This is a genomic window from Citrobacter sp. CK181, assembly GCF_030333595.1.
Classification (GTDB): Bacteria; Pseudomonadota; Gammaproteobacteria; order Enterobacterales; family Enterobacteriaceae; genus Citrobacter_B; species Citrobacter_B koseri.
The window spans coordinates 151,222-165,990 of sequence record NZ_JAOWFN010000012.1 but is presented as its reverse complement, the minus strand read 5'-3'; the positions used below and the strand labels follow the sequence as shown (position 1 = coordinate 165,990).

The 14,769-nt window shown below is 58.3% G+C and carries 15 protein-coding genes; 8 read left to right on the top strand and 7 right to left on the bottom strand.

Features of this window, described 5'->3' with window-relative positions:
* Positions 1-46: 46 nt before the first annotated feature.
* Positions 47-289, top strand: coding sequence for a YnjH family protein (locus tag OGW17_RS10140; protein WP_172773950.1), 243 nt, complete (start codon positions 47-49; stop codon positions 287-289).
* Here OGW17_RS10140 and OGW17_RS10135 read toward each other — a convergent pair.
* Positions 249-662, bottom strand: coding sequence for a pyrimidine (deoxy)nucleoside triphosphate diphosphatase (locus OGW17_RS10135; protein ID WP_111925695.1), 414 nt, complete (start codon positions 660-662; stop codon positions 249-251). The genes OGW17_RS10140 and OGW17_RS10135 overlap by 41 nt on opposite strands.
* A gap of 79 nt (positions 663-741) precedes the next feature.
* Between OGW17_RS10135 and OGW17_RS10130 the strand changes: the two genes are divergently transcribed.
* Both OGW17_RS10130 and OGW17_RS10125 read left to right on the top strand, forming a co-directional pair.
* Positions 742-1,311 carry a carboxymuconolactone decarboxylase family protein gene (locus OGW17_RS10130; RefSeq protein ID WP_024130391.1) on the top strand — a complete coding sequence of 190 codons (570 nt, stop codon included), beginning with the start codon at positions 742-744 and terminating at the stop codon, positions 1,309-1,311.
* Complete coding sequence (locus tag OGW17_RS10125; protein WP_071258201.1) at positions 1,304-1,939, top strand: CDP-alcohol phosphatidyltransferase family protein; 636 nt, start codon at positions 1,304-1,306, stop codon at positions 1,937-1,939. Before OGW17_RS10130 ends, OGW17_RS10125 begins: the two co-directional genes overlap by 8 nt.
* 143 nt (positions 1,940-2,082) lie before the next feature.
* On the opposite strand, the gene OGW17_RS10120 is transcribed toward OGW17_RS10125, so the two are convergent.
* The 6 genes from OGW17_RS10120 to xthA form a co-directional block, all read right to left on the bottom strand.
* Positions 2,083-3,390 (bottom strand): rhodanese-like domain-containing protein, encoded by a 1,308-nt coding sequence (locus OGW17_RS10120; RefSeq protein ID WP_071258200.1) that lies wholly within the window; start codon positions 3,388-3,390, stop codon positions 2,083-2,085.
* Positions 3,391-3,477: 87 nt separating this feature from the next.
* Complete coding sequence (locus OGW17_RS10115; protein WP_071258199.1) at positions 3,478-4,110, bottom strand: ATP-binding cassette domain-containing protein; 633 nt, start codon at positions 4,108-4,110, stop codon at positions 3,478-3,480.
* Positions 4,110-5,645 (bottom strand): ABC transporter permease family protein, encoded by a 1,536-nt coding sequence (locus OGW17_RS10110; protein ID WP_058669030.1) that lies wholly within the window; start codon positions 5,643-5,645, stop codon positions 4,110-4,112. Before OGW17_RS10110 ends, OGW17_RS10115 begins: the two co-directional genes overlap by 1 nt.
* A complete protein-coding gene (locus OGW17_RS10105; protein ID WP_071258198.1) occupies positions 5,618-6,781 on the bottom strand; it encodes an ABC transporter substrate-binding protein in 1,164 nt (387 codons plus the stop codon). The genes OGW17_RS10110 and OGW17_RS10105 overlap by 28 nt, the downstream gene beginning before the upstream one ends.
* Positions 6,782-6,795: 14 nt before the next feature.
* Positions 6,796-7,470 (bottom strand): TVP38/TMEM64 family protein, encoded by a 675-nt coding sequence (locus OGW17_RS10100; RefSeq protein ID WP_012132644.1) that lies wholly within the window; start codon positions 7,468-7,470, stop codon positions 6,796-6,798.
* A 9-nt stretch (positions 7,471-7,479) separates the two neighbouring features.
* On the bottom strand, positions 7,480-8,286 hold the full coding sequence (gene xthA / locus OGW17_RS10095) for an exodeoxyribonuclease III (RefSeq protein ID WP_012132643.1): 807 nt from the start codon (positions 8,284-8,286) through the stop codon (positions 7,480-7,482).
* Between the two features lie 445 nt (positions 8,287-8,731).
* On the opposite strand from xthA, the gene astC reads away from it, so the two are divergent.
* From astC to astE, 5 genes are read left to right on the top strand one after another with little or no spacing between them, the layout of a single operon-like run.
* Positions 8,732-9,952: a succinylornithine/acetylornithine transaminase gene (astC, locus tag OGW17_RS10090; RefSeq protein WP_071258197.1), complete on the top strand. Its 1,221-nt coding sequence runs from the start codon at positions 8,732-8,734 to the stop codon at positions 9,950-9,952.
* Entirely contained in the window at positions 9,949-10,983 is a 1,035-nt protein-coding gene (astA, locus tag OGW17_RS10085) for an arginine N-succinyltransferase (RefSeq protein ID WP_012132639.1), read from the top strand. The genes astC and astA overlap by 4 nt, the downstream gene beginning before the upstream one ends.
* Positions 10,980-12,458, top strand: coding sequence for a succinylglutamate-semialdehyde dehydrogenase (gene astD / locus OGW17_RS10080; protein ID WP_071258196.1), 1,479 nt, complete (start codon positions 10,980-10,982; stop codon positions 12,456-12,458). Before astA ends, astD begins: the two co-directional genes overlap by 4 nt.
* A complete protein-coding gene (gene astB, locus OGW17_RS10075; protein WP_049008585.1) occupies positions 12,455-13,798 on the top strand; it encodes an N-succinylarginine dihydrolase in 1,344 nt (447 codons plus the stop codon). Before astD ends, astB begins: the two co-directional genes overlap by 4 nt.
* Positions 13,791-14,759, top strand: coding sequence for a succinylglutamate desuccinylase (astE, locus tag OGW17_RS10070; protein WP_114647413.1), 969 nt, complete (start codon positions 13,791-13,793; stop codon positions 14,757-14,759). Before astB ends, astE begins: the two co-directional genes overlap by 8 nt.
* Positions 14,760-14,769: the final 10 nt, after the last annotated feature.

Here is a 14,769-nt window from a genome sequence, read left to right as displayed (position 1 = left end):
ACAAGGAAACGCTATGCATCGTTTATTTATCGCGGCAGCAGCGGCGATGGTCTCTTTTGCCGCGCTGGCGAATCAGCATTATCGCCCGGATGTGGAGGTTAACGTCCCGCCCGAAGTGTTCAGCTCCAGCGGGCAGCGTGCGCAGCCCTGCAATCAGTGCTGCGTCTACCAGGATCAAAACTATTCGGAAGGGGCGGTGATTAAAGCCGAAGGCGTGCTGCTGCAATGCCAGCGCGACGAAAAAACGCTCAGTACGAATCCGTTGGTCTGGCGTCGCGTAAAGCCATAAACGCCTCTAACAGCGGAATGTCCGCAGGCGCAAGCGGGTAACGCAGCGCCTCTTTTGGCGAACACCAGATCATGTTCTGGTGATAGTGCGCGGTGACGGCGCCGGTAAACGCCGGGACGTGCCAGGCGTGCAGATGGATCAGCCGGCCAGAGACTTCGCGCTGATGGCTGGCGATATAGCGCCCGACAACCGCCTCAATACCCAACTCTTCACGCAGTTCGCGAATCAACGCCTGAGGCTGCGTCTCACTGGACTCCACTTTGCCTCCGGCAAACTCCCACATACCCGGCTGATCGGCATGTTCCGGGCGTTGAGCCAGCAATATTTTGTCGTCACGCTCAATGATTGCGGCGACGACATCAATGGTTTTCATCATATTCATCAAGGTTCAACAACGGAAAGTGACATACTATCCTTATCTTTGCGTGACCTAAAGTCTTCAGGAGCAAGCGTTGAACGATCCACAACCCTGGGTTAGCCCATTGACCCATATCCCTTCCAGTCTGAAACCTCTCGTCGCTACGCAGAAAAAACATTACGGCGACGTTCTGCACCCCACGCGCTGGTGGGGGCGAATGCCGTTTCTGTTCTGGCTGGTGGCGCTGTTTGTCGGGTTTCTGGAACGTAAGCGCGCGCGGTTAACGCCGGTGATGCGCGCGTTGTTGATGACGCGCGTTTCGCAGGTGTGCCATTGCGCCTTCTGTGTGGATGCCAACAGTTTACGTCTGGCCGAACGGTGTGGGGCGCTGGATAAAGTACAGGCCGTTGCCGGGTGGCAATCGTCCACGCTATTCAGCGAGGAGGAGCGTGTCGCACTGGCTTATGCCGAGGCCGTGACCGCCACGCCGCCGCAGGTTGATGAGGCGCTCAAGGCGATGATGAAACGCTATTTTACTGACGACGCGATTACCGAAATGACGGCGCTGATCGCCTTTCAGAACCTGTCGGCGCGTTTTAATGCTGCGCTGGATATTCCTTCGCAAGGGCTGTGTGACGCATTGAAAGGGGCGCCACATGTTTGATCGGCATCTGCACCCACGGGTTAAACCGCTCCTGCACCGCTGTGCCGCGTATCTCGATAAACCGGCGATCACCCCGGACGGCCTGACGCTGTTTGGATTTGCCATTGGCGTGCTGGCGCTGCCGTTTCTGGCGCTGGGCTGGTATCTGGCCGCGCTGGCGGCCATTGTGCTGAATCGCCTGTTCGACGGGCTGGATGGCGCGCTGGCGCGGCGCAGAGGGTTAACCGATGCGGGGGGATTTCTTGATATCACCCTCGACTTTCTGTTTTACGCGCTGGTTCCGTTTGGCTTTATTCTGGCCGCACCGGAACAAAACGCGCTGGCAGGGGGCTGGCTGCTGTTTGCGTTTATCGGTACGGGCAGTAGTTTTCTGGCGTTTGCGGCGCTGGCGGCGAAGCATCAGATTGATAATCCGGGCTATGCGCACAAATCGTTTTACTATCTGGGCGGGTTGACCGAAGGCACCGAGACAATATTGCTTTTTGTTCTGAGCTGCCTGTTTCCGCGTTATTTTCCCGTTCTGGCGTGGGTATTTGGCGCGTTGTGCTGGATGACCACCCTGACAAGGGTCTGGAGTGGATACCTGACGCTGAAGGTTATCCGGCCTGGAAAAAGAGCCTCTCTGTAGGCCTGATAAGCGTAGCGCCATCAGGCATCAGTATGGCACGGCGCTTTCCCGTAGGCCTGATAAGCGCAGCGCCATCAGGCATCAGTATGGCACGACGCTTTCCCGTAGGCCTGATAAGCGCAGCGCCATCAGGCGCATTATGTCTACTTACTGCTGTCCGGGTCGCGCTCGCCGGTGGACACCGGATTTTTCGGATCGCTGCTCCATTCGTACCAACCGCCGTCATACACGGCGACGTTTTTCCAGCCCATCGCCCGCGCGTACATAAACGTTTCGGAGGCGCGCCAGCCGGTGCCGCAATAGAAGGCAACGTGCTGATCCGGCAGGATATCCCACTGCTTCCACATGGCGGCGATATCCTCTGCGCTGCGCATGGTGCCGTCCGGGTTATGGAAATCCTCCATATGCGTGGAGTCGCTGCCCGCATGTCCCCAGCGCGCGCCGGCAATTTCGCCTTTTGGTTTGATATAGCTGTATCCGCTGGTGGTGCCGATAAATTCCGGCCAGGAACGGATGCTGACCAGCGATGCGTCCTGACGGTGCAGCAGGGCGCGGGCCTGTTCCATATCCAGCATTAACTGCGGCTGCGCCGGGATCGCCACGCCAAAGTCGGGTTCCGGCTTCACGTCAGTCGGCATGCCGCGTTCAACCGGCAGACCCGCATCGGACCAGGTTTGCCAACCGCCGTCGAGCAGACGAACGTCCTTCACGCCCGCATAGAGCATAATCTGCGCAACGCGCGCCGCAGCGTATACGTCGCGGCCATACAGAATAACCGTCGTGTCATGGCGAATACCGTGTTTCGCCAGCATCGCTTTCAACTGCGCGTCAGAGACTTTATTCCACAGCGGTTCGCTTTCCACCTCATTGGTGTCGATGTATCCGGCGCCGGGAATGTGGCTGAGCAGATAATATTTCGGCGCGCCCCAGCCTGCTTCAATCACCTTCCAGTCTCCCGCCGGTTTAGCCGTAACCGGCTGGTTTTGTTGAAGGGCATGCAACCACTGTGGGTATGCTAATTGCTCGAAGTGAGGGAGCTTTTGCAGTCGGGAAGGATCGGTCAGCGCATCGCTCAGCGTAGCAATCTGGCTGAAGCCTGCCTTCTGTAAACGTGATTTCACCGCCTGTACGCCACTGTCATTGCCATACAGCGCCAGCGGGGCGTCTTTCCTGAGCTGATGCAGTTGCAGCCAGGCGGCGAGCTGCTCGTCGCTCATTTTATCGAGCCAGGAGGCTGACAGATTCAGTGCGGAAGGTTCGTGACCGGAAGGGCCATTAAGGGTTTGCGGCCAGCCGTTGTAAAAAGCGCTCTGGCGCGTATCAATTGCGGCGCCCTGTTTTTGCTGTAGCTGGCTGAAGGTAAGCGACTGCGCCATATCAGCAGCCCAGGAGGAAGCGCAGGCGAGTCCTGAAGCCAGTGCCAGCGCGGTCATTTGAGAAACACGTTTCATCGAATAGCCCGACGTTAAAATAAGAGGGCGCCATTCTCTGCTGGCTGGCAGGGAAAAACTTTGCGTTAACGCAGTTTGTCGGCATATTCACGCCCACGCCTCCATCTGGAGCACCGTGCCGCCGGGAGGGACATCCTGGATATCGTGCGTCACCTGTACCACCGGAATGTTTTGTTGCCGTACTTCGGCAAAGACCCACCGGCGGAAGGCGTCGCGGCGCCCGGCGTCCAGTCGGCTGAACGGCTCATCCAGCAGTAATGCCTGCGGTTGCGCCAGCAGCGCGCGAAGCAGGGCCACCCTGGCGCGCTGGCCGCCGGACAATGACGCCGGATCGCGGCGGCTGAACCCGTCCAGCCCGGCGCGCTCAAGAGCATGCCGCACTTCCGTTTGTCTGGCCGCCCCTTTTATCGCGGCAGGCAGCGCCAGCAGTAAGTTCTGCCCGACGCTGAAATGGTCAAACAGCAGGGCATCCTGAAACAAAATACCGATTTGACGTTGCGCGGTGGGGAGCGTATCGATGCGTCGTTCGTTGAGCCAAAGCTCGCCGGAGGCCTGAAACTGAGACGGCAGTGCGCCGACCATCCACGAAAACAGCGAAGACTTTCCGCTACCGGAAGGCCCCATTAACGTGACAATGTCACCTTTTTTGACCTGAAAGGCGACCTGATTCAATAAGCGGTGATTGCCCTGGCGCAGCGTGAGATGTTGAACGATGAGCATTAGCGGAGTCCTTGACGATAGTGGCCAATGACGCGTGAACATAGCGCCGTCAGCGCGAAAACCAGCAGGGGTAACAGCAGTTGCCATAGCGCCTGCGACGCAAGAATTGTGGTACTGCCGCCGCTGCTGAGCGCCACGGCTTCTGTGGTGAGCGTAGGGTAGCGTCCGGCGCCCAGCCAGAGTGTCGGCATGTATTGGGCGATGCTGACGGAAAAACCGACCGCGAAGGCAAACAATGCGGGGCGCAGTAAAAGTGGGCACTTGATGCGCCAGAAGATACGAACCCGCGTCCAGCCCAGCGTTTGCGCGATCAGCACCAGCCGTGGGTCAATGCGCCGCCAGGCGGGTTTGAGGACGAATAACATCCACGGGATAACCCACAGCAGGTGCCCCCAGATAACGGTAGCGTACTGGCCGTCTTGCCCGGCGAGCAGCGCCAGAGTGTATTGCCCGGTGACCAACGGCAGCGCAGGCAGCAATATTGGCAGCCAGACCCAGCGGTGCCCGGTTTGCGGCCCCCATTCCAGCCATAAGAACAGCGTCATCAACCCCAGCACGGCGGACGCCAGCCCCATTTGCAGGCTGTTCATCAGCGCTTCGCGGTTCACCGACGCAGGTTCAGCCATACAGGCCAGCAGCGCCACGCACAGCATGCCGCTTAACGGCAGCGTTAGCGCCAACGTTTTTCCGCTTCTGCCTGATAAGCGCTGGCGGCGAAGACCGTTGATGGCAGGAAGGGTGCGTTGCCATCCCCGCCAGATGAGATAGCCGAACAGGGCAAACAGCATAAGCAACGCCACGAGCAGTAAACTGGCGAGCGCGCCTTTGGCCTGTTGGTCGGCGTCGCCCTGGCTCAGCCATTGCCAGCTTAACACAGCCAGCGTAGGTGGATTGCCCGGCCCCAGAATCATCGCGACATCCACTGCCGATAATGACCAGGCGACAATCGCCAGCATTACCGCGCCTAATCCAGGCGCAACGGCGGGTAACAGCAGCCAGCTCAGGCATTGCAGACGGCTGTAGCCCAGGGTATCCAGCACGATGACCTGCTGCGAAAGCTGTTTTTCACTTAATAATGCCGACAGGACCCAGAGCAGAAAGGCGCTCTCTTTGACGGCCAGCGTGAGCCCAAGCCCGATGCCATAGCGATCCATCTGCGGCGTGAGCGAGGGGAAAAGGCGATAAAGCATCCCGCCTTCGGCAAAAAGCAGCAGGGCGCTGGCGGCAAAGGCCACATGAGGAATGGCCAGTAGCCAGGGGAGGCGGGCGCAAAGACGCGCCCATTTTGCGCCAGGCCACAACGCGACGACGATCGTCAGCGCAATAGCCAGCGCGCCGGTTGCCGCCAGGGTGACGGAGACCAGCGTTGCCCGCAGCGCCTGCGGAAGCTGTGGATCGCTAAACAGCGCCAGCCAGTGCGTAGCGGAGAACGCGGGCGTGATAAGCGTGAATGCGGCAGGAACCAGCGGCAACCAGATGACCGCCATCACGCCCCAGACCAGCAGGGTTACTGCGTACCGTAGCGGCGTAGCCATGCCTGTTCCAGCGCGTTCACCCATGCGGAATGCGGTTCCGCCAGCGTAGGCGGCAACCCGTCAGGAATGCGCGACCGTAACGCTTCCCGCTGCCCGGCGGGCAGCTTATGCGGGTCAAGCACGGAAGGATCGCCCCAGAACGCCGGATCGGCTTTGCGCAACTGCGCGTCGGGGGAAAGCAGGAAATTGGCAACCACCTTTGCGCCTGCGCTGGCGCGGGCGTTCGCCGGGATCGTGACAAAATGCACGTTGCCAATCATGCCTTGTGAAAAACCGAAACTGTAGCTGGTTTTGGGCAGTTCGCCGCTGGCGATCTTTTGCTGCGCATGAGCGGGATTAAACGTCAGAGACAGGCGCAGCGAACCGGCTTGCAGCAGCGCGTCCATCCGGGCGGGAGAGGGAGGGAAGTCTTTTCCCTTCCGCCACAGGCTGGGATGCAGCGCATCAAGATATGCCCATAGCGGCGCGGTGACGGAATTGAACGTCGCGTCATCCGGCGCGACCTTGAGCGCATCCGGTTGAGGGGTTAACGCCAGTAACAGCTGTTCCAGGAACGCCGTCCCGGTAAAATCCGGCGGCCGTGGGTAGGTGACAGTACCGGGATGGGCTTTCGCAAAAGCGAGTAGCGCCTGCGGGCTTTGCGGCGGCTGCGGCGTAATATCCCGGTTAGCAATGAAGGTTAACTGCGCGCCGCCCCAGGGTGACTCCGCCCCTTGCGTCGGCATGGAAAAATCCTCGCGTACCGGTTTGCGCGTATCGACATAGCGCCAGTTTGGCAGCGTTTCCGCCCAGTGAGTTTGCAGCAGTCCGGCTTCTTTCAGCGTGCGGAAGTTCTCGCCATTTACCCACAGCAGATCGACGGAACCATCGGTTTTACGCCCGGCGGCGGACTCAGTCTGAATGCGTTTCACGGCATCGGCGGCATCCGCAAGCCGGACAATCCTGAGGTTAATGGCGTAATGCGTTTTCATCTCGCCGCTGACCCAGTCGAGATACTGATTAACGGCATTGTCGCCGCCCCAGGCGTTAAACCAGACGGTCTGGCCTTTGGCTTCATCTTTCACCGCCTGCCAGTTTTCGACGGCTTGCACATGGCCCGTCAACAGCAGACCCGCCAGTAATAGAGTACGACGCATGATCGCTCCTGAAATTAGGATCGTAAAAAACGCTTAACCAGCCAACGGGAGGCCAGTGGTAACAGCCCCAGCAGGGCAAAGGCCGCCAGCATACCGGGGGAAATGATGTCGCGTATTGATGTCAACTGGCTGAGCTGGCGTCCGGCGTTGAGATAAATCACCGTTGCCGGAAACATGCCCGCCTGACTGATCCACCAGTATTGACGTACGCGGATTGACGTCAACCCGGCGAGTAAATTAACAAGAACAAAGGGGAACAGCGGCATTACGCGCAGCGCAAACAGATAAAAGGCGCCGTCGCGCGCCATACCATGATTTACGGTTTGCATCTGGCGTGCGAACCGGCGGGAGATCCACTCCCGCAGCAGGTAGCGGCTGGCCAGCATGGCGAGCGTAGCGCCGAGGGTTGACGCGAAGGAGACCAGCAGCGTTCCTTGCCAGAGTCCGAATAGCGCGCCGCCGAGCAGCGTCAGCAGCGCAGCGCCGGGAATCGATAAGGCCGCCACCAGCGTATAGACCAGAAAATAGAGACCGGCGCTCAGGAATGGCGACTGTTGCTGCCAGGCCGCCAGCATCGTGTGATAGCGTTTCAGGGTATCAAGGGAGAGAAAACCGGGAGGCAAAGCCCACACCACCCCGGCGATACAGATGATTAAAAAACCTGAGAGCAGTCGTTTTTTCGCGTTCACCTGCGTTTATCAGACCCGGAATTTTGCCCAGACGGGCGCATGGTCGGACGGTTTTTCCATGCTGCGGATTTCATAGTCAATGCCGGTTTCAACGCAGTGTTCGGCCAGCGGATTGCTCGCCAGCAGCAGGTCGATGCGCAGCCCCCGGTTGTCGTCGAAACCTTTTGAGCGGTAATCAAACCATGAAAATTTATCGACCGTTTCCGGGTGCGCGTGACGAAAGGTATCCACCAGCCCCCAGTTTATCAGGCGATCCATCCACTCGCGCTCTTCCGGCAGGAAAGAGCACTTACCGGTACGCAGCCAGCGTTTGCGGTTCTCTTCGCCAATGCCGATATCCAGATCGGTTGGGCTGATATTCATATCCCCCATGATCAGCACCGGATTGTCGCGTTTCAGTTCGTTGTCCAGGTAGTTTTGCAGGTTCTGATAAAACTGCGCTTTTGCCGGAAATTTCAGCGGGTGGTCACGGCTTTCGCCCTGCGGGAAATAGCCGTTAATGACGGTGATACTGCCCAGCGGTGACGGGATCTCCGCCATGATGATACGGCGCTGCGCCTCTTCGCCGTCGTCGGGAAAACCACGGCGCACAGAAACAGGCGTCTCTTTGGTCAGTAGCGCGACGCCGTAATGGCCTTTCTGTCCGTGATAGAAGACGTTATAGCCGAGCTTTGCTACCTCTTCGAGAGGGAACATATCGTCGTGAACTTTTGTCTCCTGCAAGCCGATCACGTCAGGCTGGTGCTTGTCGACAATGGCTGACAGTTGATGAGGACGGGCGCGCAGGCCGTTGATATTAAAAGAGACAAATTTCATAGTCGCTGCCACTTTGCAAGGTGAATAGTGCAAGGATGGTAGCAGAAATTAGACGGGCTGACTGCCACTTGTCGCGCGAATCAAACGATAACTGCCAATGGCCTTAACGATGGAGCAAAAACTGCACTGTTTCAGGGCGGAGTGCGTCATAACGATGCAATAATTTCTGATAAATTTCGTCTACGATCACAATTCCAGAATTATATTTGGCGACTGAATAATATTTCGATTTTTCCTCTTATTTGTTCTTTTCTTCGCAAATATATTCACTTTTTATGCAGCAATAGTGAATGCCGGCGGGTTGTAACCCGTTGATTTTTCGTTTCCAAAACCGGTTTATGCATTTTTTCCTCTGGCTGGCACGAACAGTGCAATCTACATTTACAGCGCAAACACTCATTTTATTAACATATAAATAACTTTTTATTTACCGGAAGAGGTCGCTATGTCTCTGTCAATTACGCGTGAAAATTTTGATGAATGGATGATGCCGGTCTATGCCCCGGCACCTTTTATTCCGGTTCGTGGAGAAGGCTCACGCCTGTGGGATCAGCAGGGGAAAGAGTATATCGACTTCGCCGGGGGAATTGCGGTGAATGCGCTCGGCCATGCGCACCCGGCTTTACGCGAGGCGCTGAATGAGCAGGCAAGCAAATTCTGGCATACCGGAAATGGCTACACCAACGAGCCGGTGCTGCGACTGGCGAAGATGCTGATTGACGCCACCTTTGCTGAACGCGTCTTCTTCTGTAACTCCGGCGCGGAGGCCAACGAAGCGGCGCTGAAACTGGCGCGTAAGTATGCGCACGATCGTTTTGGCACGCATAAAAGCGGGATTGTGGCATTCAAAAATGCCTTTCATGGCCGCACGCTGTTTACCGTCAGCGCAGGCGGGCAGCCTGCGTATTCACAGGATTTCGCTCCGCTGCCGCCGGATATCCGCCATGCCGTGTATAACGATCTCAACGCGGCCAGCGAACTGATTGATGACACGACATGCGCGGTGATCGTGGAGCCCATGCAGGGCGAAGGGGGCGTGCTTCCGGCCACGAAAGCATTCTTACAGGGGTTGCGCGAATTGTGCGACCGACACAATGCCTTGCTGATTTTTGATGAAGTACAGACGGGGGTTGGGCGTACCGGCGAGCTGTATGCCTACATGCATTATGGCGTCACCCCCGATCTGCTTACCACTGCGAAAGCGCTGGGCGGCGGTTTCCCCATCGGGGCGCTGTTGGCCACTGAAAAATGCGCCAGCGTGATGACGGTAGGCACTCACGGAACCACCTACGGCGGCAACCCGCTGGCTTCTGCGGTGGCGGGAAAGCTGCTGGAAATCGTCAATACGCCGGAAATGCTGAACGGCGTTAAGCAACGCCATGACTGGTTTGTCGAACGCCTGAACGCCATAAATGAACGCTTCGGATTGTTCAGTGAAATTCGTGGACTGGGGCTGCTTATTGGCTGCGTTCTGGAGGCTGAGTTTGCCGGAAAAGCTAAACTTATTTCACAGGAAGCCGCAAAAGCCGGAGTGATGGTGTTGATTGCGGGCGCTAACGTGGTGCGTTTCGCACCTGCGTTAAACGTCAGCAAAGAGGAAGTGGCAACCGGGCTGGATCGCTTTGCGCTGGCCTGTGAACGCATCAAAGCAGGAGGTTCGTCATGATGGTGATCCGCCCCGTCGAACGACGTGATGTCAGTGCGTTGATGCAGCTTGCCAGTAAAACCGGCGGCGGCCTGACCTCTCTGCCAGCAGATGAAGCGACGCTGACGTCGCGTATTGAGCGCGCGCTAAAAACGTGGCGTGGCGAACTGCCGAAAAGCGAACAGGGTTACGTGTTCGTGCTGGAGGACAGCGATACGGGAAGCGTTGCGGGAATTTGTGCGATTGAGGTGGCCGTGGGGTTGAACGATCCCTGGTACAACTATCGCGTTGGCACGCTGGTGCATGCTTCTAAAGAGCTGAATGTCTATAACGCGCTGCCGACGCTGTTTCTCAGTAACGATCACACCGGGAGCAGCGAACTGTGCACGCTGTTCCTCGATCCCGACTGGCGTAAAGAGGGCAACGGCTATTTGCTCTCTAAATCACGCTTTATGTTTATGGCGGCGTTTCGCGACAAATTTAATGAAAAGGTTGTGGCGGAAATGCGCGGCGTGATCGACGAACACGGCTACTCGCCGTTCTGGGAAAGCCTGGGAGAACGCTTTTTTTCCATGGAATTCAGCCGGGCAGACTATTTATGCGGCACCGGACAGAAGGCGTTTATTGCTGAACTGATGCCGAAGCACCCTATTTACACCCATTTCTTATCGGAAGAAGCCCAGGCGGTGATTGGCGAAGTACATCCGCAAACGGCGCCGGCCAGAACGGTACTGGAGAAAGAAGGTTTCCGCTACCGCAACTATATCGACATTTTCGACGGCGGCCCGACGCTGGAGTGCGACATTGATCGGGTTCGGGCAATCCGTAAAAGCCGCCTGCTGGACGTGGTGGAAGGCCAGCCCGCGCCGGGCGAGTTTCCGGCGTGTCTGGTCGCCAATGAAAATTATCATCACTTTCGCGCCATGCTGATTCGTACCGACCCGGATACGCAACGTCTGGTGCTGACTGCGGCGCAACTTGATGCGCTCAAATGCCACGCGGGAGATCGCGTTCGTCTGGTACGTCTTTGCGCTGAGGAGAAAACCGCATGACTTTATGGATAAATGGCGACTGGGTAACTGGTCAGGGGGAGCGCCGGGTCAAAACGAATCCGGTGAATGGCGAAGTGCTCTGGCAGGGCAGCGACGCGGATGCGACACAGGTCGCTGAGGCAGGGCGTGCGGCGCGTGCAGCGTTTCCGGCCTGGGCCAGGCTGCCTTTCGCCGCGCGGCAGGCCATCGTGGAAAAATTTGCCGCCTTGCTGGAGGTTCATAAAGCGGAGTTGACGGCAATTATTGCGCGAGAAACCGGGAAGCCTCGCTGGGAAGCGGCGACGGAAGTGACGGCGATGATCAATAAAATCGCTATCTCGGTGAAGGCATACCATGCCCGGACGGGAGAACAACAAAGCGAATTGCCGGACGGGGCGGCGACATTGCGCCATCGTCCGCATGGCGTGCTGGCGGTGTTTGGCCCGTACAATTTCCCCGGCCATTTACCCAACGGCCATATCGTTCCGGCGCTGCTGGCCGGAAATACCCTGATTTTTAAACCGAGCGAGCTAACGCCGTGGACTGGCGAAGCGGTGATGAAACTGTGGCAACAGGCGGGGTTGCCGCCTGGCGTACTCAACCTGGTGCAAGGAGGGCGCGAAACGGGACAGGCGCTCAGCGCGCTGGACGCGCTTGACGGCCTGCTCTTTACCGGCAGCGCGAATACGGGGTATCAGTTGCACCGTCAGTTATCCGGGCAACCGGAAAAAATCCTGGCGCTGGAAATGGGAGGGAATAACCCGCTCATTATTGAGAACCCAGAGGACATTGATGCGGCGGTACACCTCACGATTCAGTCGGCGTTTGTCACCGCCGGACAGCGCTGCACCTGCGCCCGCCGTTTGCTGGTGAAACGCGGGGAACAGGGCGACGCGTTTCTGGCGCGCCTGCTGGAGGTGAGTCAGCGTTTAACGCCGGGTGAGTGGGATGATGAACCGCAGCCGTTCATCGGCGGGCTGATTTCCGAACCGGCTGCGCGTCATGTGTATGAGGCCTGGCAGCGTCTTGAGGCGATGGGCGGACGAACGCTGCTGGCCCCACGTATGCTGAAAGCGGGAACGTCCTTGTTAACGCCGGGCATTATCGAAATGACCGGCGTGAAGCAGGTCCCGGATGACGAGGTGTTTGGCCCGTTATTGAGCGTCTGGCGCTATGAGCGCTTTGATGAAGCCATTCGTATGGCGAATAACACCCGCTTCGGTTTGTCGTGCGGGCTGGTGTCTCCCGATCGTAAGCAGTTCGACCAGCTACTGCTGGAGGCGCGTGCGGGTATTGTTAACTGGAACAAACCGCTGACCGGAGCGGCCAGCACGGCGCCGTTTGGTGGCGTTGGCGCGTCGGGGAACCATCGCCCCAGCGCCTGGTATGCAGCAGATTATTGCGCTTGGCCGATGGCGAGCCTGGAATCGCCGACGCTTGTACTGCCCGATTCGCTCAGTCCGGGGCTGGACTTCTCTCGCGAGGAACCGGTATGAAAGCGCATGAAGTGAATTTTGACGGTCTGGTGGGGTTAACCCACCACTATGCCGGGCTGTCCTTTGGTAATGAGGCGTCGATACAGCACCGCTTTCAGGTGTCGAATCCCCGCCTGGCGGCGAAGCAGGGCTTACTCAAGATGAAAGCGCTGGCGGATGCGGGATTCCCTCAGGCGGTCATCCCCCCGCACGAGCGGCCGTTTATTCCCGTGCTTCGTCAGCTAGGTTTTAGCGGGCAGGACGAGCAGGTGCTGGAGAAAGTGGCGCGCCAGGCACCTCACTGGCTCTCCAGCGTCAGCTCCGCTTCGCCGATGTGGGTGGCGAATGCGGCGACGGTATGTCCTTCAGCGGACGCGCTTGACGGCAAAGTGCATCTGACGGTGGCGAACCTGAACAACAAATTTCACCGCGCGCTGGAGGCACCGACCACGGCGTCTTTGTTGCGGGCCATCTTCCGCGACGCGCAGTTTTTCGCAGTGCACGACGCGCTGCCGCAGGTGGCGCTGCTGGGGGATGAAGGCGCTGCCAACCATAACCGGCTCGGCGGTGATTATGGCGCGCCGGGTATTCAGCTGTTTGTCTATGGGCGTGAAGAGGGCGTCGACACGCGTCCGGTGCGCTATCCGGCGCGGCAAACCCGCGAGGCCAGTGAAGCGGTGGCGCGTCTTAACCAGGTGAATCCGCATCAGGTTATCTTTGCCCGGCAGAACCCAGACGTTATCGATCTCGGCGTATTCCACAACGATGTGATTGCGGTGTCGAACCGCCAGGTGCTGTTCTGCCATGAACAGGCGTTCGCAAAGCAGGGCGAGCTGATGCGCCAGCTCCGGTCGCGCGTGGCGGGATTTATGCCGCTTGAGGTGCCTGCCCGGGAGGTTTCCGTGCAGGATGCCGTCGCCACGTACCTGTTTAATAGTCAGCTTTTAAGCCGCGATGACGGCTCTATGGCGCTGGTTCTGCCGCAGGAGTGCCGGGAACATGCCGGTGTGTGGCGGTATCTGAACGCGTTGCTGGCGGCTGATAACCCCATCAGCGATCTGCGCGTGTTCGACCTGCGCGAAAGTATGGCGAACGGCGGCGGCCCGGCCTGTTTACGCTTGCGTGTGGTATTGACCGAGGATGAGCTGCGGGCGGTGAATCCGGCGGTGATGATGAACGATACCCTGTTCAGCACGCTCAATGACTGGGTGGATCGTTATTATCGCGACCGCCTCACCGCCGCCGATCTGGCCGATCCGCAATTGCTGCGTGAAGGGCGGGAGGCGCTTGATACGCTGACGCAACTGCTTAACCTGGGGTCGGTGTATCCCTTCCAGCAGGAGGGTGCAGGGAATGGATAACTTTTTGGCGCAGACGCTGGCAGGAATATCCCCCGATATTACGCAAGGGGAAACGGAGAGCTTTCACTGGCGCTGGCAGATGCCTGGTGTGCTTGAACTTACGCCTGCCGTTGAGGTTGACCGCGCTCTGGTGCTCTCTGCGGGCATCCACGGCAATGAAACGGCGCCTGTGGAAATGCTGGACGCACTCCTTTCGGCGCTGTTTGAAGGGAAAATCCCCCTGCGCTGGCGATTGCTGGTGATTCTGGGGAATCCTCCGGCGCTGGCCGAGGGGGTACGCTATTGCCATAGCGATATGAACCGTATGTTCGGCGGGCGCTGGCAGATGTTCGAGGAGAGCGGGGAAACGCTGCGCGCCCGCGAGCTGGAACAACTGCTGGAGGATTTTTATTCCCGCCGCAAAATGTGGATACGCTGGCATCTCGATCTGCATACTGCGATTCGCGGCTCCCGCCACGTTCGGTTTGGCGTTTTGCCGCAACGGCCTATCCCCTGGGATGAACACTTTCTGTCATGGCTGGGGGCGGCAGGGCTGGAGGCGCTGGTTTTTCATCAAACGCCGGGCGGCACCTTTACGCATTTTAGCTGTGAGCATTTTGGCGCGTTGTCCTGCACGCTGGAACTGGGCAAAGCGCTGCCGTTTGGGCACAACGATCTGACGCAATTTACCCCTACCGCGCAGGCGCTGGCGACGTTGCTGGCGGGAGAAAAGCCGATGGAAGGGGGAATAAGGCCGGTTCGCTATCGCGTGGTGGCGCAAATTACACGCCGCAGCGATGCGTTTGTTCTCTATATGGATAACCAGACGCTGAATTTCACGCCGTTCAAAGAAGGAACGCTACTGGCGCAGGATGGCGATGAACGGGTGATCGCTACCCATGATGTTGAATATGTTCTCTTTCCTAACCCTAATGTGGCCTGTGGTTTACGTGCTGGCCTGATGCTGGAAAAACTCGCGTAATTATTTCCCC

Excerpts from the sequence above, each read along its gene's own strand:
- OGW17_RS10140 (WP_172773950.1), top strand. The coding sequence starts at position 47 with ATGGTCTCTTTTGCCGCGCTGGCGAATCAGCATTATCGCCCGGATGTG.
- astC (WP_071258197.1), top strand. The coding sequence starts at position 8,732 with ATGTCTCTGTCAATTACGCGTGAAAATTTTGATGAATGGATGATGCCG.
- astD (WP_071258196.1), top strand. The coding sequence starts at position 10,980 with ATGACTTTATGGATAAATGGCGACTGGGTAACTGGTCAGGGGGAGCGC.
- astA (WP_012132639.1), top strand. The coding sequence starts at position 9,949 with ATGATGGTGATCCGCCCCGTCGAACGACGTGATGTCAGTGCGTTGATG.
- OGW17_RS10115 (WP_071258199.1), bottom strand. The coding sequence starts at position 4,110 with ATGCTCATCGTTCAACATCTCACGCTGCGCCAGGGCAATCACCGCTTA.
- xthA (WP_012132643.1), bottom strand. The coding sequence starts at position 8,286 with ATGAAATTTGTCTCTTTTAATATCAACGGCCTGCGCGCCCGTCCTCAT.
- OGW17_RS10105 (WP_071258198.1), bottom strand. The coding sequence starts at position 6,781 with ATGCGTCGTACTCTATTACTGGCGGGTCTGCTGTTGACGGGCCATGTG.
- OGW17_RS10110 (WP_058669030.1), bottom strand. The coding sequence starts at position 5,645 with ATGGCTACGCCGCTACGGTACGCAGTAACCCTGCTGGTCTGGGGCGTG.
- OGW17_RS10125 (WP_071258201.1), top strand. The coding sequence starts at position 1,304 with ATGTTTGATCGGCATCTGCACCCACGGGTTAAACCGCTCCTGCACCGC.
- astE (WP_114647413.1), top strand. The coding sequence starts at position 13,791 with ATGGATAACTTTTTGGCGCAGACGCTGGCAGGAATATCCCCCGATATT.
- OGW17_RS10135 (WP_111925695.1), bottom strand. The coding sequence starts at position 662 with ATGAAAACCATTGATGTCGTCGCCGCAATCATTGAGCGTGACGACAAA.
- OGW17_RS10120 (WP_071258200.1), bottom strand. The coding sequence starts at position 3,390 with ATGAAACGTGTTTCTCAAATGACCGCGCTGGCACTGGCTTCAGGACTC.
- astB (WP_049008585.1), top strand. The coding sequence starts at position 12,455 with ATGAAAGCGCATGAAGTGAATTTTGACGGTCTGGTGGGGTTAACCCAC.